The organism is Streptomyces sp. Qhu_M48 (genome assembly GCF_051305195.1).
GTDB lineage: Bacteria > Actinomycetota > Actinomycetes > Streptomycetales > Streptomycetaceae > Streptomyces.
In genome coordinates, this window is sequence record NZ_CP195432.1 from 2,199,901 (window position 1) to 2,221,683 (window position 21,783).

At 73.2% G+C, this 21,783-nt stretch carries 20 protein-coding genes and 1 pseudogene; 9 read left to right on the top strand and 12 right to left on the bottom strand.

What is annotated here, in order from left to right:
* The first annotated feature begins 71 nt into the window (after nt 1-71).
* From ACRRSS_RS10215 to ACRRSS_RS10225, 3 genes are all read left to right on the top strand, one after another.
* The gene (locus ACRRSS_RS10215; protein ID WP_435975294.1) at nt 72-554 is read left to right on the top strand and encodes a tripartite tricarboxylate transporter TctB family protein; all 483 of its coding nucleotides are present in this window, start codon (nt 72-74) and stop codon (nt 552-554) included.
* Between the two features lie 3 nt (nt 555-557).
* A complete protein-coding gene (locus ACRRSS_RS10220; RefSeq protein ID WP_435970898.1) occupies nt 558-2,048 on the top strand; it encodes a tripartite tricarboxylate transporter permease in 1,491 nt (496 codons plus the stop codon).
* Between the two features lie 145 nt (nt 2,049-2,193).
* On the top strand, nt 2,194-2,637 hold the full coding sequence (locus ACRRSS_RS10225) for a DUF6299 family protein (RefSeq protein ID WP_435970899.1): 444 nt from the start codon (nt 2,194-2,196) through the stop codon (nt 2,635-2,637).
* 128 nt (nt 2,638-2,765) lie between these two features.
* On the opposite strand, the gene ACRRSS_RS10230 is transcribed toward ACRRSS_RS10225, so the two are convergent.
* Complete coding sequence (locus ACRRSS_RS10230) at nt 2,766-3,245, bottom strand: DUF402 domain-containing protein (RefSeq protein WP_435970900.1); 480 nt, start codon at nt 3,243-3,245, stop codon at nt 2,766-2,768.
* Nucleotides 3,226-4,149, bottom strand: coding sequence for a GNAT family N-acetyltransferase (locus ACRRSS_RS10235; RefSeq protein ID WP_435970901.1), 924 nt, complete (start codon nt 4,147-4,149; stop codon nt 3,226-3,228). Before ACRRSS_RS10235 ends, ACRRSS_RS10230 begins: the two co-directional genes overlap by 20 nt.
* A gap of 74 nt (nt 4,150-4,223) precedes the next feature.
* On the opposite strand from ACRRSS_RS10235, the gene ACRRSS_RS10240 reads away from it, so the two are divergent.
* Complete coding sequence (locus tag ACRRSS_RS10240) at nt 4,224-4,598, top strand: GntR family transcriptional regulator (RefSeq protein WP_351900080.1); 375 nt, start codon at nt 4,224-4,226, stop codon at nt 4,596-4,598.
* A gap of 23 nt (nt 4,599-4,621) precedes the next feature.
* Here the strand turns inward: ACRRSS_RS10240 and ACRRSS_RS10245 are convergent, their stop codons facing one another.
* From ACRRSS_RS10245 to ACRRSS_RS10260, 4 genes are all read right to left on the bottom strand, one after another.
* On the bottom strand, nt 4,622-5,740 hold the full coding sequence (locus ACRRSS_RS10245) for a DUF5925 domain-containing protein (protein WP_435970902.1): 1,119 nt from the start codon (nt 5,738-5,740) through the stop codon (nt 4,622-4,624).
* Nucleotides 5,741-5,836: 96 nt separating this feature from the next.
* A complete protein-coding gene (locus ACRRSS_RS10250) occupies nt 5,837-6,601 on the bottom strand; it encodes a polysaccharide deacetylase family protein (RefSeq protein ID WP_435975295.1) in 765 nt (254 codons plus the stop codon).
* Between the two features lie 29 nt (nt 6,602-6,630).
* Nucleotides 6,631-7,680, bottom strand: coding sequence for a glycosyltransferase family 2 protein (locus ACRRSS_RS10255; protein ID WP_435970903.1), 1,050 nt, complete (start codon nt 7,678-7,680; stop codon nt 6,631-6,633).
* Entirely contained in the window at nt 7,677-8,507 is an 831-nt protein-coding gene (locus ACRRSS_RS10260) for a glycosyltransferase family 2 protein (protein ID WP_435970904.1), read from the bottom strand. Before ACRRSS_RS10260 ends, ACRRSS_RS10255 begins: the two co-directional genes overlap by 4 nt.
* Before the next feature lie 637 nt (nt 8,508-9,144).
* On the opposite strand from ACRRSS_RS10260, the gene ACRRSS_RS10265 reads away from it, so the two are divergent.
* Nucleotides 9,145-9,951 carry an SGNH/GDSL hydrolase family protein gene (locus tag ACRRSS_RS10265; protein ID WP_435970905.1) on the top strand — a complete coding sequence of 269 codons (807 nt, stop codon included), beginning with the start codon at nt 9,145-9,147 and terminating at the stop codon, nt 9,949-9,951.
* On the opposite strand, the gene ACRRSS_RS10270 is transcribed toward ACRRSS_RS10265, so the two are convergent.
* Nucleotides 9,935-11,137: a protein kinase domain-containing protein gene (locus tag ACRRSS_RS10270; protein ID WP_435970906.1), complete on the bottom strand. Its 1,203-nt coding sequence runs from the start codon at nt 11,135-11,137 to the stop codon at nt 9,935-9,937. The genes ACRRSS_RS10265 and ACRRSS_RS10270 overlap by 17 nt on opposite strands.
* Before the next feature lie 312 nt (nt 11,138-11,449).
* On the opposite strand from ACRRSS_RS10270, the gene ACRRSS_RS10275 reads away from it, so the two are divergent.
* The gene (locus tag ACRRSS_RS10275) at nt 11,450-11,722 is read left to right on the top strand and encodes a hypothetical protein (RefSeq protein ID WP_435970907.1); all 273 of its coding nucleotides are present in this window, start codon (nt 11,450-11,452) and stop codon (nt 11,720-11,722) included.
* Nucleotides 11,723-11,891: 169 nt separating this feature from the next.
* Here ACRRSS_RS10275 and ACRRSS_RS10280 read toward each other — a convergent pair whose 3' ends face one another.
* The 5 genes and pseudogenes from ACRRSS_RS10280 to hmgA all read right to left on the bottom strand — a co-directional run bounded on the left by ACRRSS_RS10280 (nt 11,892) and on the right by hmgA (nt 16,860).
* A complete protein-coding gene (locus ACRRSS_RS10280; protein WP_435970908.1) occupies nt 11,892-13,088 on the bottom strand; it encodes a CaiB/BaiF CoA transferase family protein in 1,197 nt (398 codons plus the stop codon).
* Nucleotides 13,089-13,162: 74 nt separating this feature from the next.
* Nucleotides 13,163-13,395, bottom strand: a pseudogene (locus ACRRSS_RS10285) (ABC transporter permease); the annotation flags it as partial.
* A gap of 15 nt (nt 13,396-13,410) precedes the next feature.
* Nucleotides 13,411-14,697, bottom strand: coding sequence for a type ISP restriction/modification enzyme (locus ACRRSS_RS10290; RefSeq protein ID WP_435970909.1), 1,287 nt, complete (start codon nt 14,695-14,697; stop codon nt 13,411-13,413).
* Between the two features lie 49 nt (nt 14,698-14,746).
* Nucleotides 14,747-15,496 (bottom strand): GntR family transcriptional regulator, encoded by a 750-nt coding sequence (locus ACRRSS_RS10295; RefSeq protein WP_435970910.1) that lies wholly within the window; start codon nt 15,494-15,496, stop codon nt 14,747-14,749.
* A gap of 41 nt (nt 15,497-15,537) precedes the next feature.
* Entirely contained in the window at nt 15,538-16,860 is a 1,323-nt protein-coding gene (hmgA, locus tag ACRRSS_RS10300; RefSeq protein WP_435970911.1) for a homogentisate 1,2-dioxygenase, read from the bottom strand.
* 259 nt (nt 16,861-17,119) lie between these two features.
* On the opposite strand from hmgA, the gene ACRRSS_RS10305 reads away from it, so the two are divergent.
* The 3 genes from ACRRSS_RS10305 (at nt 17,120) to ACRRSS_RS10315 (ending at nt 21,764) form a co-directional block, all read left to right on the top strand.
* Entirely contained in the window at nt 17,120-19,294 is a 2,175-nt protein-coding gene (locus tag ACRRSS_RS10305; protein ID WP_435970912.1) for a right-handed parallel beta-helix repeat-containing protein, read from the top strand.
* A gap of 290 nt (nt 19,295-19,584) precedes the next feature.
* Nucleotides 19,585-20,436 carry a hypothetical protein gene (locus ACRRSS_RS10310; RefSeq protein WP_435970913.1) on the top strand — a complete coding sequence of 284 codons (852 nt, stop codon included), beginning with the start codon at nt 19,585-19,587 and terminating at the stop codon, nt 20,434-20,436.
* Nucleotides 20,433-21,764, top strand: a complete 1,332-nt coding sequence (locus tag ACRRSS_RS10315; RefSeq protein WP_435970914.1) for a hypothetical protein — start codon at nt 20,433-20,435, stop codon at nt 21,762-21,764. The genes ACRRSS_RS10310 and ACRRSS_RS10315 overlap by 4 nt, the downstream gene beginning before the upstream one ends.
* Nucleotides 21,765-21,783: the final 19 nt, after the last annotated feature.

Sequence of the window (21,783 nt, forward strand, 5' to 3'; positions counted from 1 at the left end):
CGGAGAACGAGGGCCCGGAGAGCCAAGGCCCGGAGAGCGCGCCCCCGAAGAGCGCCGGACTCGCCGGCTGGCTGCGCGAGCGGTCCGAACTCGGCGTCGGCGTCCTGCTGTTCGTCCTCGGCGTCCTCGTGCTCACCGACGCCCTCACCCTCGACGCCGACCTCGCGGGCCGCGGCCCCGTCGGCCCCGCCACCGTCCCCCTCGTCGTCGGCTGCGGCCTGCTCGTCGTCGCCGTCCTCCTCTCCGTCGACGTCCTGCGCGGCGGCCGCGGCGAGGCCGAGGGCGGTGAGGACATCGACCTGGCCGAGCCCGCCGACTGGCGCACGGTCCTGCTCCTCGCCGGGGTCTTCCTCGCCTTCGCCGTCCTCATCGGACCCGTCGGCTTCCCCGTCGCCGGAGCGCTCCTCTTCTGGGGCGCGGCCCACGCGCTCGGCAGCCGCCACCTCCACCGCGACCCGCTGATCGCGGCCGGCCTCTCGCTCCTCACCTACGTCGTCTTCGACAAGCTGCTCGGCGTCCCGCTGCCCGGCGGTCCGCTGATGGGAGTGGTCTGACCCATGGATTCCCTGAACTCCCTCATCGACGGCTTCGGGACCGCCCTCACCCCGATGAACCTGCTGTGGGCCGCCGTCGGCGTGCTCCTCGGCACCGCCATCGGCGTCCTGCCCGGCATCGGCCCCGCCATGGCCGTGGCCCTGCTGCTCCCCGTGACCTACGGCCTGGAGCCGACCGGCGCGTTCATCATGTTCGCCGGCATCTACTACGGCGCCATGTTCGGCGGCTCCACCACCTCGATCCTCCTCAACACCCCCGGGGAGAGCGCGGCCGTCGTCGCCGCCATCGAGGGCAATCCGATGGCGAAGGCGGGCCGCGGCGCACAGGCGCTCGCCGCCGCCGCCGTCGGCCACTTCGCCGGCGGCATGATCGGCACGATCCTGCTCGTCGTCCTCGCCCCGACGGTCGCCGCGCTCGCCGTCGACATCGGCGCCCCCGACTACCTGGCCCTCATGGTCCTCGCCTTCATCGCGGTGACCTCGGTCCTCGGCTCCTCCCGCGTCCGGGGCCTCGCCTCGCTGCTCATCGGCCTCACGATCGGCCTGGTCGGCCTCGACCAGATGACCGGACAGCAGCGCCTCACCTTCGGTTCGCTCCAGCTCGCCGACGGCGTCGACGTCGTCATCGTCGCCGTCGGTCTCTTCGCCATCGGCGAGGCCCTGTGGGTCGCCGCGCACCTGCGCCGCACGTCGGGGGAGGCCCTTCCGGTCGGGCGCCCCTGGCTGGGCAGTGAGGATGTGCGGCGGACCTGGAAGTCCTGGCTGCGCGGCCCCTTCATCGGCTTCCCGTTCGGCGCGATCCCGGCCGGCGGCGCGGAGATCCCCACGTTCCTCTCGTACGTGACGGAGAAGCGTCTCTCGAAGCACAAGGACCAGTTCGGCAAGGGCGCCATCGAGGGCGTGGCGGGACCCGAGTCGGCGGCCTCGGCCTCGGCGGCCGGGACGCTCGTCTCCATGCTGACCCTGGGCCTGCCCACGACGGCCGTCGCCGCCGTGATGCTCGCCGCGTTCCAGCAGTACGGCATCCAGCCCGGCCCGCTGCTCTTCGAGCGGGAGCCCGAGCTGGTGTGGGGGCTGATCGCCTCGCTGTTCGTCGGCATGGTGCTGCTGCTCGCGCTCAACCTGCCGCTCGCGCCCGTCTGGGCGAAGCTGCTGCGCATTCCGCGCCCGTACCTCTACGCCGGCATCCTCTTCTTCGCCGCCGTCGGCGCGTACGCGGTGGGCGGCGAGGCGATCGACCTGGTCATCCTGCTGGTCGTCGGAGTGATCGGGCTCGGCATGCGGCGGTACGGGCTGCCGGTGCTCCCGGCCGTCATCGGGGTCATCCTCGGCCCGGCCGCCGAACAGCAGCTGCGCCGCGCCCTGCAGATCAGCGACGGCTCCGTGACCGGCCTCGTGAACACCCCGTTCTCGGTCACCGTGTACGCGGTCGTCGTGGTCCTGCTGGCCTGGCCCCTGCTCAGGAAGGTGGTCGCCCGTCGCGCGGACGGGTGAGGGAGCCGTGGGCGGACCGTACGACGGTATGCGCGGCGGTCCGCCGAATCGCCCCCAATGGGGTGAGTTTCGGCCAGTAGGCGGCGTGATCCGGTATCCCTGGCGGGCAGCACCACCATCCCCCCACCCCGAAGGGACCCCGCTCATGCGTGTCCGACTCGTCCTCGCCACAGGCGTCCTGCTGGCCGCCTCCGCCGTCGCCCCTCTCGCCCACGCGGGAGGGGCCGACGGCCTCACCCGCGAGGGCCGCTCCACCGGCGACCTCTCCGTCTACGGATACGGAACCGTCGGCGACGACAGCACGGTCACCCTCTCCGGCATGTACCGCTGCCTCGACGACAGCGCGGGGCCCGTCTTCGTCAGCTCCACCCTCGTCCAGGGGGACCGCTCCGCCGGGATCGGCGGCACCCAGGCCGTCTGCGACGGGCACCTCCACGAGTGGGTCAACACCTCCGTGGTGAAGGACCCCGCCTACCGGCCCGGCGCGGCCAGCGTGCGCGCCACCCTCATGCAGCTCACGTCCGACGAGACGGGCCTGCCGACACCCGGCCTCCTCGCCACCGAGGACTCGCCCGTCGTCCTGCGCTGACGCACGGGTCCGGCCCCGACGAGGCGCCCGCCGTCCGCGCGGCACACGGCCCCGGCCGCGAGCACGCGCCCGCCGTCCCGGGCGCCGGCGCACGGGCCCGGCCCCGAGGGACCGGGCAGGGCACCGCGCTAGCGCAGCAGATCGATCAGGCCCTCACGGCCGAGCCGCTCCAGCTCGTCGAGGGCGCCGACGGCACACGCCGCCGCCTCCGGATCGGAGGCGGCGAGCCCGCTCGCCGCGAACTCGTCCTCGTCGAGCCGCAGCACCTCGCTGCCGTCCGCCGACACCCACAGGTCCAGGTCCAGGTCCTCGACCACCACTCCGGAGCCCCCGATCACGGCCGGCCGGGTGATGTCGCAGTACCAGCCCTTGAGGTCACCGTCACCGGACCACACCTCCTTGACCGTGAACCAGCGGTCGCTCCAGAAGTGCTCCACGAACACGTCCCCCGGCTCGAACCGCACGAAGCCGAAGTCCCGTACCCCCTCCGCCGCCCACGGGGCGCGGACCGAGAGCCGGGCGCCGTCCTCCGCGAGCACCCGCGCCGGGTAGCGGATCTTCGTCCGGCCCGCCTTCGTCAGGGTGACCTCAACCGATCGTCCGGACATGCCGCACCTCCCGCGCCGTGACCTCGTAACCGAACCACGTGTTGATCGCCAGCATCGGACCGTTGCCCGTGTCGTTCCCGGTGAACGCCTCCGTGCAGCCCGCCGCCCGGGCCCGGTGCAGCGAGGTGTTCTTGGCGAGCTTGGCGAGCCCGCGGCCCCGGAAGCCGGGCGCGGTGCCCGTCATCCCCGAGTTGTACCGGCCCAGACCGTCCGTCTGCGCCGCGCTGAACGCCGCCGGAACGCCGTCCACCACCGCGACCGTCGTCAGCGCCCGGTCGAAGAGGGGGTGCTCCCACGTGGTCGCCCGCCAGTGCGCGTAGTCGTCCAGCTCCGCCCCCACGTCGCCCGGCTCGTCGGCCGTCGTCACCGCGTCCAGCTCGAAGAGCGGCCGCGGGTCGGCGGCGAAGTCCTCGGCGGTGCGCAGCTCGACACCGGCCGGCGGCGCCTGGAGCGGCGGCAGCTCGGCCGCGGCCAGGTCGAGCCGGAGGAAGTACGCGGAACGGCTGGGGGAGTACCCGCGCCGCCCGGCCCAGGCGAGGTTCTCCGGAGCGTCCAGGACCCAGCTGTACAGGGTCCGCGCGCCGTGCCGGGCGAGATGCTCCTCGGCGGCACGGAGCAGCAGCGTCCCGGCACCCCGTCCCGGAAAGGCGGGGTCCGTGTACACGTTGACGGAGCCGATGCCGGGCTCCGGTGCGTCATGGGCGATCCGCACCTGGGCGGTCCCGATCACCCCGCCGTCCTCGGTCACCGCGACGAGCGGACGCTCAAAGCTGTCGGGGTGGGCGTGCGCCCAGTCGAAAGCGCACTGCTCGGCGGTGGCGAGCATGAAGGGGAGCGCGGCCCGGCGCACCCGGGCGAAACCCTCGGCGTCCTCGGCCCGTACATCACGGACGATCACAGTCATGTGCGCGCACGCTACGGGCCGGAGGCGTACCGCCGCCTCCCAATTTCCGGTGGGGTGGGGGCAGAATCGGCGGGGTGACACTCACCATCGCCGTGGACCACGCATCCACCACCGCTCCGTACGAACAGCTGCGTGCCCAGATCTCGGAGCGGGCCCGGTCGGGCCGACTGCCGGTCGGGTACAAGCTGCCGACGGTACGAGGACTCGCGGAGCAGCTGGGCCTCGCCGCGAACACGGTCGCCAAGGCGTACAAGGCACTGGAGGCGGACGGGGTCATCGAGACGCGCGGGCGTCACGGGACCTTCGTCGCCGCCGCCGGGGACGCGGCGACCCGCCGGGCCGCCACCGCCGCCGCCCAGTTCGCCGAGGAGGCCCGCCGCCTCGGCCTCAGCCGCGAGGCGGCCGAGGCGGCGCTCACCGAGGCCCTGCGCGCCGCCTACGACGACTGACACACCGGGAAGCGGAAGGACAGCTACAGATAGAGGCCCGCCCCCGCCGTGCGGGGTTCCGGGAGCTCCGCCGGGGGCGTGCCGCGGCGCAGGGCGAACAGCTCCGCCAGCGTCGCGCCCTCGCGCGGCACGTCCTCCTCGCGCCCGAGCCACGCCACGGACTCGGCCCTGGTCAGCGGCCCGACCTCGATCCGGGCCAGGCAGCGGCCCGGCCGGACGACGGCCGGATGGAGCCGCTCCAAATCCTCGTTGGTGGTGACCCCGACCAGGACGTTGCGCCCCTGGCCGAGCAGACCGTCCGTCAGGTTGAGCAGCCGCGACAGGGCCTGACCCGCCGTGTGCTTGGCCTCGCCCCGGATCAGTTCGTCGCAGTCCTCCAGGAGCAGCAGCCGCCAGCGCCCCTTCGCCGTGCCCTCGTCCTCGCCGATGGCGATGTCCATCAGATAGCCGACGTCGTTGAAGAGCCGCTCCGGGTCGAGCACGCAGTCCACCTGGCACCACTCCCGCCAGGACCGCGCGAGGGTCCGCAGCGCGGACGTCTTTCCCGTCCCCGGCGGGCCGTGCAGCAGCAGGAGACGGCCGGCGATCGAGTCGGGCGTCACCTTCATCAGCCGGTCCATGGACTCGGCCACCGGCGCCGAGTAGTTGGGCCGGACCTCCTCCCACGTCCCGGCGCTGATCTGCCGCGTCGTCCGGTGCGGGCCGCGCCGGGGCGACACGTACCAGAACCCCATCGTCACGTTCTCGGGCTGGGGCTCCGGCTCGTCCTTCGCCCCGTCCGTCGCCTCCTTCAGGACGCGCTCGGCGAGCTCCGCGTCGGCGGCCGTGACGGTGACGTCGGCGCCCCGGTTCCAGCGGGAGATCAGCAGCGTCCACCCCTCGCCCTCGGCGAGCAGGGCGCTGCGGTCGTCGTCCTTCGCGGCCCGCAGCACCCGGGCCCCCGCCGGGAGCAGCGTCGCCTCGGGCCTGACCCGGTCCAGGGTGGTGCTGTGCGCGTGGGGCTGTTCCCCCGTCGCGAAGCGGCCGAGGAACAGCGCGTCGACGACGTCCGAGGGCGAGTCGCTGTCGTCGAGGTTGAGCCGGATCGGCAGCGACCGCTGCGGCTCGGACGGTACCGGTGAGGTGTCAGCCATGGCGCACATGATCCGGCAACCGGGCATTCCGTGCACCGGGTTTTGAACGGGACGATTCCGCGGCCGGCCGCGCCCCGGAGCCGGAGCGGGGCCGGACCGGGGGCCTCAGATCCAGTGGCCCCGCACCGCGCCCCGGGCGCGTCGCGCGAGGGCGTACCCCTTCGTCATCGCCCGGTCCGCCGCGAAGTTCCGCGCGATCGCCCGGCCCTCCACGAGCCGGGTGAACTCCTCGACGCCGGTGGACCGGCGCACGGTCACCCGCTCCAGGGCGTACGGCCCCTGGCGGCGCCTGGCCAGCGCGTTGCCGACGGCGAGCGCCTGCGCGAACCCCGCCTCCCGGACGGTACGGCGGACCCGGCGGCTGGAGTAGCCGTAGGGGTACGCGAAGGAGACCGGGGCGGTGCCCAGCTCCTCGGCCACGATCTCCCGGCAGCGCAGCGCCTCGAAACGGAGCGTCCGCGCGTCGAGCTGGTCGAGCTGCGGGTGGGTGTGGCTGTGGCCGCCGATCTCGGTTCCCGCGTCGGCGAGTTCACGCACCTGACCCCAGTCGAGCATGGTGTCGAGCGCGCCGCCCGTCCCGTGTCGGCCGGGCAGCCAGCCGGTGGAGACGAAGACGGTGCTCGCGAAGGAGTGCTTGGCGAGCACCGGCAGCGCGTACCGGTGCACCCCCTCGTAACCGTCGTCGAAGGTGACGAGGAGCGGGCGCGCGGGCAGCCGGCCGCCGGTGCGCCAGGCGTGGGCGAGCCGGGCGGTGGTCACCGGGGTGAACCCCCGCTCGGCGACCACCTCCATCTGCGTGGCGAAGGCCTCGGGGGTGACGGAGAGCCCCAGGGTCGCGGGCGCGGGGTCGGGGTCGACGGCGTGGTACATGAGGATCGGCACGGCCGTGGTGTCGTCGTTCACGAGACCGCTCCCTCGGAAGCGTGGGGCGTGGCGGGCGTGCCGCTCCCGTCCCGTTCGATCGGGCCCCAGGAGAACGTCGTGCCGTTCCGGCGGGCCCGGAGCGTGCCGAGCGCGTAGCCGCCGGCCGCGACCGTCACGCCGGTGACGATCGCCCCGGCCCGGCCCGCGCCGCCGGAGCGGCCGCGCAGCGCGTCGCCCACTCCGCGCAGGACTCCGGCGGGCAGCACCCGTGTCGTGTAGCGCCGTTCGGACTCCAGGCCCTTCTGCGCCCCGACGCTCCGCGCGACCAGCGCCTTGGAGAGCCCCTCGGCGTAGACCCGGGTGCGGAAGTAGCCGAAGCGCTCGCGGACGGCGGGCACCTTGTGGTGGATGACGGCCCGGTCGTCGATGAGCAGGATCGCCTCGGGCAGCGCCTTGGAGAGCCGGATGCACAGCTCGGTCTCCTCGCCGCCGAGGGGCCGCCGGTCGCCGTCCCGCCCGATGCCGGTGGCGAAGCCGCCCGCCGCGTCGAAGGCCGTACGGCGGAAGGAGGCGTTGCCGCCGAGCACGTTGCGCACGGGGACGCGGCCCGGGGGCAGGCCCCGGTACGTACAGCCGACGACCCAGTCGAACTCCTCGGGGAACCAGGCCGGGCGGCGGCCGGACGCCCAGGCGGGCAGGGTCCGGCCGCCGACGGCCATGACGCGCGGGTCGTCGTAGGCGGCGGCGAAGTGGTGGAGCCAGTCCCGCTCGGCGACGGCGTCGTCGTCGAGGAAGGCCACGAACTCGCCGCGGGCGGCGGCGATTCCGGTGTTGCGGCCGGCGGAGAGGCCGCGGGGGCCCGCGTTGGCGAGCACCCGCACCTCCTCGTGGAGCCGCTGTTCCGCGTACTCCTCGGTGAGCCGGGAGAGGAGCCGCTCGTTGTGGTCGACCACGAGCAGCGTCTCCAGCGGCGGCAGCGACTGCTTCCGTACGGAGTCGACGGCGGCGAGGATGTCCTCCCACCGCTCCTCCGTGTAGACGCAGATCACCACCGAGAAGCCGTGCGGGGACGTGCGGTCGCTCAAGACACCTCTCCCCGGGGCACGTTGACCGAGAACGGGGCGGGCCGGCGGCGGGCCGCCTTGGCGAGGGACTTCTCCTTGAGGATGACCTTCAGGACCCGGATGCCGTCGCGGACGGCGTTGAGGTTGCTGACGCCGTGAATGCGGTTGTACTCGTGGCTCGGCACCTCCTGCACCTTGAGACCGGCCTTGACGACCCGGATGTTGATCAGGGTCTCGATCTCGAATCCGGTGCAGTCGAGGGTGATCTTGTCGAGGCAGTGGCGCCAGAAGGCGTTGTAGCCGTAGCAGAGGTCGGTGTACCGGGCGCCGAACTTCCGGTTGACGAGCGAGCAGAGGGCCCAGTTGCCCAGTCTGCGAATGGTCGTCATGTCGTCCGTGCCGCCGCCGTTGGCGAATCGGGAGCCCTTGGCGAAGTCGGCGCCGCCGACGAGGGCGGAGACGTAGGAGACGATCTCCTGGCCGTCGGCCGAGCCGTCCGCGTCGACCATGACGATGATGTCGCCGGTGCAGGCGGCGAAGCCGCTGATCAGCGCGTCGCCCTTGCCCTTGCCGACCTGCTTGACGACCTTGACGTCCGGCCGGAGCTCACGGGCGACGTCCACCGTGTTGTCGGTGGAATTTCCGTCCACGAGGACGACTTCGTGGATCCATTCCGGTAGCGTCTGGAAGACGTACGGAAGATTTTCGGCCTCGTTCATCGCCGGAATGACCACACTGACCGGCGGAGTGATCGCCAGGTGTGAGGTGATGGCCCGGTACTGGGCGGCTATTCGACTCGGCTCGGTCATTTCGGGGCCCGTGATGGATGGGCGCAGGAACGAGCTCATGGGTCTTGTTTCCCTCTCGTCCGGTGGGCCGCCCACCCCTTGGGCGGTCCGATGGTGTGTCCGGTTCGAAAGGGGGGTTCTCGCCATCCCGCACAGAAACGATCTCCTTGCGAGATCGGCGAGTTGGCATGTCTGGCCGCGCGGTACCCGCGACTCGGCGCACGTTCGAACACCGAGCACGGCACCCCCCTACCGCGCCCCGCTCCGGAACCATCAGCGACGCTAGAGCCCTCCCCTGAGCCGCTTTGCGTGATGGATCGATGCGGGTGAGATGTACGACGGTATTGATGAATGGGACTGTATGGCAAGTCCCGGATCGGTGGCCCGCTTTTCCGTAGTTTGGCGAAGCTTCGCCGCTCAGATGCGTAGCCGTTCCGATCGGATTCGATCAATCCGTTTGCGTGCGGAAAGCACTGATACGGGATCACACTCCTGTGCATTGTTGTGCGAATGTGTCGCGATCCCGTTCGATCGTCAAGTGGGACCGGAGCATCCGGTTCCCGTAGTGGCCGAATCTCGACGGTCGCTGACGGAGGATCGGGGGATGTTCATCCCCAGTTTTGACATGAACACTTCCGGTGCGGCGGATCCGATGCTACTACCTGGTAGCGCAGAGATCCTGCTACAGGGAGGTTCCATGAGACTGTCCCGTTTTACCGCCCTTTCGTCCTCGCTCCTCCTCGGTGCCGTCCTCGCCCTCACCGGGGTGGGCGCCGCCCAGGCCGCCGAGACCGCCGCAGTCGACTACGTCGCCCTGGGAGACTCGTACTCCTCCGGTGTCGGAGCCGGGAGCTACGACAGCGCCAGCGGCGACTGCAAGCGCTCCACGAAGGCGTACCCGGTGCTGTGGAAGAACGCGAACGCCCCCTCCTCGTTCGCGTTCACCGCCTGCTCGGGCGCCCGAACGGGTGATGTGACCGCGAATCAGCTCGGCCCCCTCTCGGCCGCCACCGACCTGGTCTCCCTCACGATCGGGGGAAATGACGCCGGTTTCGCCGACGTCATGACCACCTGTGTGCTGCAGTCCGAGTCCACCTGCATCAACCGCGTGAATCAGGCCAGGAGCTACGTGGACACGACGCTCCCCGGCAAGCTCGACTCCGTCTACACCGCCATCAGGAACAAGGCCCCGTCCGCCCGCGTCGTCGTCCTCGGCTACCCGCGCTTCTACCAGCTCGGCGGCGGCTGCGTCGCCGGCCTGAGCGAGGCCGAGCGCAGCGCCATCAACGGAGCCTCCGACTACCTCAACGCGGCCGTCGCCAAGCGGGCCGCCGACCACGGCTACGCCTTCTCCAGCGTCGTCCCGGCCTTCACCGGACACGAGATCTGCTCCGGCTCCGCCTGGCTGCACAGCGTCAACTGGCTCAACATCGGGGAGTCCTACCACCCGACGGCCGCCGGCCAGTCCGGCGGCTACCTGCCCAGCTTCAGGAACGCGGTCTGACCGGACCGCCGCCCGCGCCGTCCGTGGCGCCGGGGCCGGCCGGAGCGGTGCTCGTGACACCGCCCGGCCCGGGCCCGGCGCCTCGTTCGTCGTCCCGCACGAGGTGGTACGTCAACGCCGCCGCGATCAGCAGGGCCCCGATCGACCCGGCGAGGAGGACGGGGCCCCGGCGCGGCCTCCGAGTCACGCGGGTTCGCCGCGACGCGAGGGGCGGCTGCGCCGCATGCGGCGTGCGCGCCGAACTTCCGTCCGCGGGAGCACCGCTCCCGGGCGCTCCCTTCCCGGCCGCCCCGTGGTCGCCACCACCGTCGTCCCTGCCTCGGGCCGGTCCCCCGCCCACCGACGCGGACTCCCGCCGCGGCGGACGCGCCCCGCCCGTCGTGATCCGCCGGAGCTCCCGCTCGACCCGCTCCGCCGTAGAAGGGGACTCCGCGCCCTCGCGGGACGAGCCCTCCGCGGCACTCCCGCGCACCGGGCCTTCCGCCGTGCCCTCGCGCGCCGGGCCTTCCGCCGCACTTCCGCGCATCGGCCCTTCCGTCGTACCCTCGCGCGCCGGCCCCTCCTGCGCCCTCTCCGTCGCCCCCTCCGACAGCTCCTCGATCACGGCGCGGAGCGCTTCGGCCCGGCCGTCCGCCGAGGGCAGCGCCGAAGCCGCCGCGTCGAGCAGGGCGCCGACTGCGCGCAGGTCCCCCTCCGGCCCCGGGTCGTCGCCCGGAGCCGCGCCGAAGCCGGTCACGACGATCCTTCCGTCGTTGGAGAGGAGGACGTGCCGGGGCTCCACGCCCCGGTGGGGGACGCCCGCCTCCCGCGCGGCCCGCACTCCGGCGAGGACCTCGGCGCCTACGCGTGCGGCCTCGCGCGGTGGCAGCGGGCCGGCCGCCTCCAGGGTCTCGGCCAGGGTGAGGCCCCGTACGAGCTCCGACACCACCCAGGGCCGGCCGTCCTCGGTGGCCACCCCGAGGACCCGCACCACGGACGGGTGGGAGAGACGGGCGGCCGCCCGCGCCTCGCGCTCGCGCCGCGCGTACAGCAGCGGCGCCTCGTCCGGAAGGAGTCCGGCCGGGGCCCGGAACTCCTTGAGGGCCACCTCACGGTGGCTCGTCTCGTCCAGGGCGCGCCAGACGGTGCCCGTCGCCCCCTCGGCGAGGACGTCCAGAAGCCGGTACCGACCCGCGATCACCGTCATGGATCCACGGTAGCCGAGGGGTGTCGTCCCGGCTCCGGTCCGTCGGCGGGGCGGCTCGGACGATCTTGGTGGTGGAGATCACACCGGTCCGGGTGGCCGTGGGTGGCGGTCCGGAGGGCAGGATGGTTCGTGACGGTTCGGCAGGTGTTCGAATCCTGTCCAACTCGCCCTGGAATCAGACGGATTCGGACGGTGACCGTCAACCCCCGTACGAGTGCCGCGAATCCCGTCGGCGGGATACACGGGTGTCATGACGGGGCGATAGGGTTAACCTGCCCTGGGTCGGGTGCTCTTGTACGGGTGGGGAGTGACATGGAACAGATAGCGATGCGCAGCAGGCCGCGAGTGCCTGCCATCACCTGCGGAAGCGGCGCGACGAGTACGCGCCTCGACCGCCATCTCGCGGTGCTCGGCGGTCCCGCCCTGCCCCAGCGCGAGGTGGCCGAGGCGACGCTGCTGATGCGGGAACTGACGTCGCGTACGCACGAGGCGCCGGTGCACGGTCACCGCAGCCGCAGCGCGCGGGTCTCGCTCTTCGCCCCGCTCCGCCGCCTGCGCCGCTCCCTCTTCGGAACGCGCCGCTAGGAGTCGGGCGCACCGGGCCGAGCACCCCGAGGATCCCGCCCGCCTCCGCCCGGTCGCCCGTACGACTCCGACCGCGACAACGCCGGACGTGTCCCCGCCCGTCCGGCGTTTCGTCGTGCCCGCCGGCAGACCCGAGGCCCGGGGTGGGGCACGATGCGTGCCCCCGGCGTCAGGCGATCACACCCGCACTCCGCAACTCCTTCACCTCCGCCTCCGGCACCCCGAGCTCGGCGAGGACCTCGTCCGTGTCCTGCCCGAGGGCCGGGATCCGGTCCATGCGCGGCTCCGGCGCGTCCGGGAACACGATCGGCGGCAGCAGCGAACGCAGCGGCCCGACCGGTGACCCCACCTCCCGCCAGCGGTCACGGGCCGTCAGCTGGGGATGGTCCGCGAGCTCAGCGACCGAGTTGAGCCGGGCGCAGGCGACGCCCGCCGCGTCCAACCTGGCCAGTGCCTCCGGCGCCGTCAGCGGGGCCAGCGCCGCCGCGACCGCCGCGTCCGTGGCCGCGCGGCCCGCCACCCGTGCCGTGTTCGTCGCGAAGGCCGGGTCGTCGGCCAGCTCCGGGCGGCCCAGGACCTGCTCGGCGAGCCGCCGCCACTCCCGGTCGTTCTGCACGGAGAGCAGCACCAGGCCCCCGTCCGCCGTCGGATAGGCGTCGTACGGAGCGATGACCGCGTGCGCGAGCCCCGTGCGCGCCGGGGGCGTACCCCCGTGCATCCCGTGATGCAACGGGTGCCCCATCCACTCGGCGAGCGAGTCGAGCAGGGAGACCTCCACCGGACCGCCCCGGCCGGTCGTGCCGCGCCGTACGAGCGCCGCGAGGACACCCGAGAACGCGTACATCCCGGCGGCGATGTCCGCCGCCGGGATCCCGGACTTCACCGGTCGCTCCGGCGTGCCGGTCACCGACACGAGGCCCGCCTCGCACTGGACGAGCATGTCGTACGCCCGCTTCTCCGCGTACGGCCCCTCCGCCCCGTACCCGGAGACGTCCACCGCGATCAGCCACGGGTGCGCGGCGCAGAGGGTGGCGGCGTCGAGACCGAGCCGGGCCGCCGCCCCCCGGGCCAGGTTCTGCACGAAGACGTCGGCGCCGGCCACCATCCGACGGACCAGGGCCAGGCCCCGGGGGTCCTTGAGGTCGACCGCCACGGACTCCTTGCCGCGGTTGCACCACACGAAGTGGGAGGCGAGACCCCGGGCGGCCGTGTCGTACCCCCGGGCGAAGTCCCCGCCGTCGGGCCGCTCGATCTTGACGACGCGGGCGCCGAGGTCGGCGAGTTGCCGGGTGGCGAAGGGGGCGGCGACGGCCTGCTCGACGGCGACGACCGTGACCCCTTCGAGGGGGAGTGGCTGAGTGCTCATGGAGACCCTGCCTACCCTGCGGGACCGGCCCTTGTCACCAGGGTGTGGGTCACCCTCGGCGCCTCACCGTCTCCTCAGCCCCTTCCGTAGCGGCGGACCGCGAGCGGGGCGAAGACGGCGATCGGGCCGAGCGACCACAGGAGCGCCCCGGCGATCGGGTGGGCCACCGCCAGGCGGCGTCCGCCGGTACGGGCGCGTCGCCGAAGAGGACGCGGACCGCCGTCGTGACCGCCGAGATCGGGTTCCACTCGGCGACCGTGCGCAGCAAGGCCCTGCATGTCGTCGGCGGGATCCCCGAGATGGGGAGCAAGCCCGGACGTGCTCACAGCAGCATGAACTGCCCCTCCGGGCCCTCCTCCTGATGGTCGAGGACGGACGCGGGGCGGCGGGCCCCGGACGGCGGGGGAAGGATCGCGGCGGCGCGCAGCTCCTCCCGCCCGACGGCTCCCGTCGTGAAGGCCGCCCGCTCCGGCTCCCGCGCCCCGAGCAGCGCGAGCACCGTGATCAGGTCGAGCAGCTCCGAGGTCCACTCCTGCGGCCAGGCCGCCGGGCCGATCGCCTCCAGGGAACCGGGCTCCGCCGGGGCCGTCCGGTGTGCGAACCACTGGTCGAGGACCCGCGCCCCACCGACGCTGAACTCCCAGGCCTCCACCGGCACGGGGGAGATCCGGCCCTCGTCGAGACAGAGGGCCTCGTCCCCCGCGTCGTACGTCATCGTCCCGGGCCGCGCCGGGACCGCGACCCGAACGTACGGCCGGCGCCCGCCCGGCAGCCGTGGCTTCGTCCCACTGAGGGCGCCGCGCGCCTGGACGTCCGTGAGCTCCCGGCCGAGCGCCACGCCCGCCGCCCAGACCTCCGGGTCCGCCGGAACCGGGACGCGGCACCCGGCGGGGGAGGGCCGGGCCGCCGCCACCGTCCACGCGAGCCACTCCAGGGCGTCCACCTCGTGCCCGTACCGCTTCCCGAGGAAGGCGAGGAGGCCGGGGGCGAGGTTGGGCTCCCGGCCGCCGGGGCGCCGGAACAGCGGGCGGATCCGGCCCGGTCGGCCCGCGGGGGAGCGGCCCTCGGGCAGCGCGGCCGTCACCAGGAGGGCCGGTCCCGTCGCGCCCGGCACGTACCCCGGCTCGACGGCGAACAGCTGCGGCTCCCCGGCGACCCGCCACAACTCGGGGCGCGCGGTGTCGATCAGCCGGTGGTCGGGCAGCAGCCACTGTTCGTCGTACGGCCCGCGCGCGATCCGCACCGGGTCCGGGCACCGGCCCGGCTCCCGGGCCCACCGGACGGTCCCGGTCCGCTGCCCGGGCAGCGCGGCCACCGCGCTTGCCGTGGTGCGGGCCCGGCTGGGCCGGAACAGGGCCTCGCGTTCGGCGCCTTCGGCGGCCACCAGCCGGTCCCAGCGGGACCGCAGCGTCCGGGTGTCCGGCGCGACGATCCACGAACGGCCGAGGCGCAGCGGCGCGACCGACCACGGCATGAGGTCGTCGAGGAGGGGGAGGGCGTCGAGACCGGAGGGGTCGTCGAGGCGGGGCGGGGCGTCGAGACCGGAGGGGTCGTCGAGGCGGCAGGGGACGTCGTCGTTCGCTCCGGGCGCTTCCGTCACGCCCCGCATGCTAACGACCGCCGTCAGCGCGCCTCCACCGATCGCGCACCTCGCGCGGTCACTGGGCTTCCACCGTCACGGTGAAGGAGAAGCGGTCGCCCCGGTAGCGGATGCGCGCCACGTCGACGACCCTGCCGTCCTCGTCGTAGGTCACGCCCGTGTAGTGGAGGATCGGGGAGAGCAGCGGGACCTGGAGGAGGCCCGCCGTCTCCGGATCGGCGAGACGGGCCTCGACCGTGTCCGTGATACGGCTGATCCGCACCCCGACGACGTCCCGCAGCACCTTCGTCATCGGCCAGCGTTCCAGGTCGGCCGGGTCGATCGCGGCGGCGAACTCGGGGAGCACCGCGTTCTCCGCCCAGTTGGTCGGCTCGTCGCTCTCGCCGTCGCGGCGCAGTCGCCGGTACGCCGCGATCTCCGTCACGCCCGGGAAGTACTCCGTGAGCTCACCCGGCACCGGTTCGGTGGCGTGCCCGAGGACCGTCGTCCGCTCGCCCGACTGCTGGGCCACGATCGCGTCGATCGAGCCGAGCAGCCGGCGCGGGGTGGAGCGCCGGGCGCCCGGCTCGATGAAGGTCCCGCGCCGCCGGTGCCGGCTGATCAGGCCCTCCTCCTCCAGCTCCTTGAGGGCCTGGCGCATGGTCAGCACGCTCACGCCGTAGTGGGCCGCGAGCTGCTCCTCGGTGGGCAGCCGCAGCGAGGCGTCGGGCGCGCGGCCCAGTATCGAGGCGCGCAGCGACTGCGAGACCTGATACCAGAGCGGCAGCTTGCGGTTCAGGACCAGTGAGTCGGGAGCGAAGGCGGTCACGGGTTCTCCGTACGAACGGCTACGGGCTTACGGCCGAGACACTACGGCCGGAAGTGGCGCTCAAGACCCTGCCATACGTCGTCGTACCCACTCTGCAGATGGTCGGCGTCCGCGGCCTGCGGGGTCGCCGTCACCGGCCAGCGGGTCTCGAACATGAACGCCAGGCCGTCGTCGATCCGCTGCGGCTTCAACTCGGCGGCGCTGGCCTTGTCGAAGGTCTCCCGGTCGGGACCGTGCGCGGACATCATGTTGTGCAGCGAGCCGCCGCCCGGGACGAACCCCCCCTTCCCGGCCGTCTTGGCATCGTACGCGCCCTCGATGAGCCCCATGTACTCGCTCATCACGTTGCGGTGGAAGTACGGCGGCCGGAAGGTGTCCTCACCGACCAGCCAGCGCGGGGCGAAGACCACGAAGTCCACGCTCGCGAGCCCCGGGGTGTCGGAGGGCGAGGTGAGGACCGTGAAGATCGACGGGTCGGGGTGGTCGTACGAGATCGTCCCGATGACATTGAAACGGTGCAGGTCGTAGACGTACGGGGTGTGGTTGCCGTGCCAGGCGACGACATCGAGCGGTGAGTGGCCGTACGTCGCCGACCAGAGGTTGCCGCAGTACTTGTTGACCACCTCGACCGGGCCCTCGACGTCCTCGTAGGCCGCGACCGGGGCCCGGAAGTCACGGGCGTTCGCGAGGCCGTTGGCGCCGATCGGGCCGAGGTCGGGGAGCTGGAACGGGGCCCCGTAGTTCTCGCAGACGTACCCTCGGGCCGTCTCGTCGAGGAGCTCCACGCGGAAGCGGACCCCGCGCGGGATCAGGGCGACCTCGCCGGGGTGGGCGGCGAGCAGGCCCAGCTCGGTACGGAGGAGGAGGCCGCCGCGCTCCGGGACGATCAGCAACTCGCCGTCCGCGTCGCCGAAGACCCGCTCCATGGAGGCGTTGGCGTGGTAGAGGTGCACGGCCATGCCGCTGCGCTGCGTCGCGTCGCCGTTGCCGCCGAGGGTCCACAGGCCGGCCAGCCAGTCGGTGCCCGGGGCCGGGTCGGGCAGCGGGTCCCAGCGCAGCCGGTTGGGGTCGGGCACGGTCTCGGTGAAGGGGGCGCCGCGCAGCGCGCCGTTGTCGATCCGGGTGAACGGCGGGTGGGCGGCCGAGGGGCGGATCCGGTAGAGCCAGGAGCGGCGGTTGTGGGACCGCGGCTCGGTGAAGGCGCTGCCGCTGAGCTGCTCGGCGTAGAGGCCGAGGGGCGCGCGCTGCGGCGAGTTGCGGCCGTGCGGAAGCGCGCCGGGGACCGCCTCCGAGCTGTGCTCGTTGCCGAATCCGGTGCTGTAGCCGAGCGCCTCGGCCGTCTTCCTGGCCTGCTCCGTGGTCATCGCCCGCTCCTGTCCTGAGCCCACAAGGGAATCCTATGCATGACCGTAGGATTCCGCGCGCCTTCCGTCAACGGGGCGCGGGGAGGAGGTCGCGCGGCCGACGTGGGTGGTCGCGCGGCCGACGTGGGTGGGAAGGGGGTGCGGGGCTGCGTGAGAGGTGAGCGCGGATGCCCGTCGGCGGGAGTGGATTCCCGTGTGAGGGCGAATGTCGGTGCGCGAGGGGGTCAAAAAAGATGAACAATGCTCTACTCTCACGCGCATGTCCTGGACCCGAAGGTTCGTCCTCGCGCTCTCGGTCGTGCTCGCGGCGCTCGCCGCGGCCCTGCTCACCGCCCCAGGGGCCCAGGCCCACGAGGAGCGGCCCGTCACCTTCCCCGACGGCTCCGGCAGCGTGCCGAAGCTCCGCACCGGAGAACCCGACCTCCTCGTCTGCAAGACCGACCGGACCGATTTCGAGCGTCGGATCTCCGGCTTCCCCACCCCCCTCAAGGCCCGCAACCTCGCCCTCTTCGAACGCTGCGCCCGCGACGGATACCGCCACCTCCAGCAGGCCGTCGACGCCGTCGACCGGCCCGGCCTCACCATCGCGCTCCTCCCCGGCCTCTACGAGGAGGAACCCTCACTGCCGCCGCCCACCGGAGCCTGCGCCACGCTCAAGGCGCCCAAGTCCGCGCTCGGCTACCAGATCCTCAGCTACGAGCAGCAGCGGCAGTGCCCGCACAACCAGAACCTCGTCGCCATCCTCGGCAAGAAGGACCTCCAGATCGAGGGCACCGGCGCCTCCCGCCTCGACGTGGTCATCGACGCCAAGTACCAGAAGCTCAACGCCCTCCGCGCCGACGGCTCCGACGGCGTCTACTTCCGCAACTTCACCGCCCAGCGCACCACGTTCAACTCCCTGTACGTGCTCGCCGCCGACGGCTTCGTCATCGACGACGTCCTCACCCGCTGGAACGACGAGTACGGCTTCCTCACCTTCGCCTCCGACCACGGCCTCTACAAGAACTGCGAGTCCTACGGCAACGGCGACTCCGGCATCTACCCCGGTTCGGCCTCGAACATCAACGAGGGCCGCGGCTACGACGTCCCCCGCTACTCCATCGAGATCACCGGCTGCCGCAGCCACCACAACATGGTCGGCTACTCCGGCACCGCCGGAGACTCCGTCTGGGTCCACGACAACGAGTTCGACCACAACATGGGCGGCGCCTCCATGGACTCCGCCTTCCCGGGCCACCCCGGACTCCCGCAGAACCACGCCCGCTTCGAACGCAACCTGATCCACGACAACAACCAGAACTACTACCCGTACGTCGCCGACGGCACCTGCGCCAAACCGCCCGTCGAACGCGGCTACGAACAAGGCGTCGTCTGTCCCCAGATCTCCATGCCCCCCGGCACCGGCATCATCACCGCCGGCGGCAACTGGAACCTCTACGAGAACAACTGGGTCTACGGCCACCAGCGCGCCGCCTTCTTCCTCAGCGCCGTCCCCGCCTTCATCCGCGGCGAGTCCGCCTGGGCCAAGCAGACCGACACCTCCCACCGCAACCGCTACGCCGCCAACCACCTCGGCGTCGACAGGGCCGGCAAGGCCCGCCCCAACCGCACCGACGTCTGGTGGGACGGCCAGGGCAGCGGCAACTGCTGGCAGAGCGACACCGGCGCAGCCACCCCCGGTGCCCTGCCCGGCTGCGGGGTGCGCCGCGGCGACGTCTCCGGGAACACCGACCGGCTCGTCGGCGAACCCGTCAAACTCGCCCACCTCCTCGTCTGCGCCGACTACAACGTCCAGGCCCGCCGCCTCCCGGCCGGCTGCGACTGGTACGGCGCCCGAGGCCTCCAGCGCGTCGAGACCCAACTCGTCCTCGGCAGCTCCCTCGTCCTCGCCCTGGCGGGTCTCGCCCTCTGGTGGCGCCGCCTGCGCGGCAACCGGCTCGCCGGAGCCGCCACTCTCATCGGCCTCGCGGGCCTGGCCCTCGACGTGGCCGCATCGACCCTCGCCCTCACCCCGACCGTCCTCCCGGCCCTCGCCCTGCTCCTCATCGGCGTGTGGTGGAGCCTCCTCGGCCTCGCCCTGCGCCCCACTCGCCCCGTCCTCGCCTGGACCACCGCGGCCCTCGGCGCCCTCACCCTGCTCGACGCCTTCGACAAGGCGGTCCTGATGGTCCCGGGCATCCCCCTGAGCCCCGCCTGGCTCCGCCTCCTGCTGGGCGTGATCTGGGTCCTCTGGGCCGTGGTGGCGGCAGGAGCCCGCGGACAGACCACGCCCGCGGAGCCGCCGACGGGAGAGCCGGGCGCCGGGCCCGATTCGGAGCCGGGTGCCGGCTCCGACCCCTGTCGCACGTCCACGTCGGGGTCCGGGTCAGGGCCTGCGACCGGGCTCGCGTCCGGGCAGGCCGAGGCACGGCCGCAGGGGGAGGGGACGGCATGACCCTCCTGCCGCGCGAGGCTACGCCCCTCCACTCCTCGACACCCCAGGCACCGGGGGCGAGCCGGGCGGACCGGGATGCCCGGGCGGACCGGGCGGATCGGGCGGATCGGGGGTTCGGGGTGTCTCCTGGGGCTCCGGGGTCCCAGGAGGTCCAGAGGGTCCAGGATGTCCAGGGGGTCACCGCGTCTCCCGCACCCCCGGCGTCTCCCGCGTCCCCCGCACCCCCAGCGTCCCCGGCGCCATCCGCGCCCCCGGCGCCCCCGGCTGCCCGGGCTGCCCGGGCAGCCGTCGTGGGCCTGGTGCTCGTCCTGGCCGCCGTGGTGTCCCTGGCGGGCTGTGGTGGACGGCCCACCACCCATCACAAGCCCGGCACCAGTCACCAGGAGGCCACCGGGAGCAGCGGCGCTCTGCTCCCGGCCCGGGACGAGGGCGGGCACCGGCTCCGGGAGCTGCCCGCGGCCGACGCGCCGACCGTCCGGGCCGAGGCCCGCCCCGACACCGAGGGCGGCTGGAACGTCCACCTCACGGTGGAGAGGTTCCGTTTCACCCCCGACAGCACCGGTGGCGCGGCCCTCCCGGGCCGCGGCCACGCCCGCCTCCTGGTCGACGGCCGGGAGACCACCCGCCTCTACGGCCCGTGGGGGTACGTGCCGGCGGGCGCCCGTACCCTGACCGTCCGGCTCCACGCGGACGACCACACGGTCTGGGCCGTCGCAGGCGCCCCCGTCCAGACCACCGTCCGCCTGGGCGGCGCCCCCACCGTGTCCGCCCCCATCACGAAGGCCCCCACCACGCCCGCCCCCACCACGCCCGCCCCCACGGCGTCGGCCCCCACCGCGTCCGCCACCTCCGCGCCGCCGAGCCCCCGCCCGACCGAGCCCGGCCGCACCGTCACCCTCACCATCACCGGCAGGACCGTCTCGCCACCCCCCTCCCGCATCGAGTTGAAGAAGGGTGAACTCCTCACCCTCCGGGTCACCAGCGACCGCGCCGACACCCTCCACGTACACGGCTACGACCGCGAACTGCCCCTCTCTCCCGGCACTCCCGCCACCCTCACCCTCACCGTCGACCACACCGGGCTCTTCGAGGTGGAGACCCACGAGTCCGGACTCGTGCTGACCCAACTCGTCGTCCGATGACCGGCACCCTCACCCACGCCACCCACGCCGTCCAAGCCGTCCAAGCCGTCCACATCCCCGCGTTCGGCCTTCCGCTCGCCCACGGCGTGGGCTCCCGGCACGATCTCCCCCTCTCGCCCTTCTACGCCTACGCGGGCGCCTTCGCCGCGCTCCTCGTCTCCTTCCTCGCCCTCGGGCTGCTCTGGTCCACCTCCCGCTTCCGTGGCGACCGGGCGGGACGCCCACTCCCCGCCGCCCTCCAACGGGTGGCCGACGCTCCTGCCACCCGCACCGCCCTGCGCCTCCTCGGCGCCGCCGGCGCCCTCGTCTTCCTCCTCCACCTCCTCCTCGGCCCCGACGACCCCGACCGCAACCCCGCACCCGGCGCCCTCTACGTCCTGCTCTGGGTCGGACTCGTCCCCTCCTCCCTCCTCCTCGGTCCCGTCTGGCGCCTCCTCAACCCCCTGCGCGCCCTCCACGCCCTTCACCCGCCCAGGGACCCCCGTCCTCTGCCCGCCGCCGTCGGAATCCGCCCGGCGGCCGCCGGGCTGCTCCTCTTCACCTGGCTCGAACTCGTCGCGCCCGACAACACCTCCACCACCACCCTCCTGATCGCCCTCGCCGCCCACACCGCCGTCCAGCTCCTCGGCGCCGCCCGCTACGGCGACCGCTGGTTCGCCCACGCCGACCCCTTCGAGGTGTACTCCTCCCTCCTCGCCCGCCTCTCCCCGCTCGGCCGCCGCGACGACGGCCGGCTCGTCCTGCGCTCCCCCTTCCACGGCCTCGACGCCACCCCGCAGATCCCCGGTCTCGTCGCCACCGTCTGCGTCCTCCTCGGTTCCACCGCCTATGACGGGCTCTCCGACAACCCCCGCTGGATCACCACCCTCCAGACCTCCGCCCTCGGCCCCACCCTCACCGCCACGACCGGCCTGCTCGGTGCCGTCGCCCTCGCCGCCGCCTGCTACGGACTCTGCGCGGGCGCGCTGCGTCTGATGCACCGCACCCTCACCCACCCCCTCACCTCCTTCGCCCACTCGCTCCTGCCCATCGCCCTCGGCTATCTCGTCGCCCACTACTTCTCGCTCTTCGTCACCGAAGGACCACGCACAGTCATCATGGCAGCGGGCACTGACAACGCCCTCGCACCCGCCCCGCTCCTGGGTCCCGCCGGCCTCGCGACGCTCCAGGTCGCCGCCATCGTCGCCGGCCACGTCCTGGGCGTGATCGCCGCCCACGACCGGTCCGTCCGCCTCTTCCCGCCCGATCGCGCGGTCGCCGGCCAACTCCCCCTGTTCGCGCTGATGATCGCGTACACCCTCGGCGGTATCGGCCTGCTGATCGCCTGAGCCCGACCGGAACGGCATC

Excerpts from the sequence above, each read along its gene's own strand:
- ACRRSS_RS10220 (WP_435970898.1), top strand. The coding sequence starts at position 558 with ATGGATTCCCTGAACTCCCTCATCGACGGCTTCGGGACCGCCCTCACC.
- ACRRSS_RS10225 (WP_435970899.1), top strand. The coding sequence starts at position 2,194 with ATGCGTGTCCGACTCGTCCTCGCCACAGGCGTCCTGCTGGCCGCCTCC.
- ACRRSS_RS10230 (WP_435970900.1), bottom strand. The coding sequence starts at position 3,245 with ATGTCCGGACGATCGGTTGAGGTCACCCTGACGAAGGCGGGCCGGACG.
- ACRRSS_RS10235 (WP_435970901.1), bottom strand. The coding sequence starts at position 4,149 with ATGACTGTGATCGTCCGTGATGTACGGGCCGAGGACGCCGAGGGTTTC.
- ACRRSS_RS10245 (WP_435970902.1), bottom strand. The coding sequence starts at position 5,740 with ATGTGCGCCATGGCTGACACCTCACCGGTACCGTCCGAGCCGCAGCGG.
- ACRRSS_RS10250 (WP_435975295.1), bottom strand. The coding sequence starts at position 6,601 with ATGTACCACGCCGTCGACCCCGACCCCGCGCCCGCGACCCTGGGGCTC.
- ACRRSS_RS10260 (WP_435970904.1), bottom strand. The coding sequence starts at position 8,507 with ATGAGCTCGTTCCTGCGCCCATCCATCACGGGCCCCGAAATGACCGAG.
- ACRRSS_RS10265 (WP_435970905.1), top strand. The coding sequence starts at position 9,145 with ATGAGACTGTCCCGTTTTACCGCCCTTTCGTCCTCGCTCCTCCTCGGT.
- ACRRSS_RS10270 (WP_435970906.1), bottom strand. The coding sequence starts at position 11,137 with ATGACGGTGATCGCGGGTCGGTACCGGCTTCTGGACGTCCTCGCCGAG.
- ACRRSS_RS10275 (WP_435970907.1), top strand. The coding sequence starts at position 11,450 with ATGGAACAGATAGCGATGCGCAGCAGGCCGCGAGTGCCTGCCATCACC.
- ACRRSS_RS10280 (WP_435970908.1), bottom strand. The coding sequence starts at position 13,088 with ATGAGCACTCAGCCACTCCCCCTCGAAGGGGTCACGGTCGTCGCCGTC.
- ACRRSS_RS10290 (WP_435970909.1), bottom strand. The coding sequence starts at position 14,697 with ATGCGGGGCGTGACGGAAGCGCCCGGAGCGAACGACGACGTCCCCTGC.
- hmgA (WP_435970911.1), bottom strand. The coding sequence starts at position 16,860 with ATGACCACGGAGCAGGCCAGGAAGACGGCCGAGGCGCTCGGCTACAGC.
- ACRRSS_RS10305 (WP_435970912.1), top strand. The coding sequence starts at position 17,120 with ATGTCCTGGACCCGAAGGTTCGTCCTCGCGCTCTCGGTCGTGCTCGCG.
- ACRRSS_RS10315 (WP_435970914.1), top strand. The coding sequence starts at position 20,433 with ATGACCGGCACCCTCACCCACGCCACCCACGCCGTCCAAGCCGTCCAA.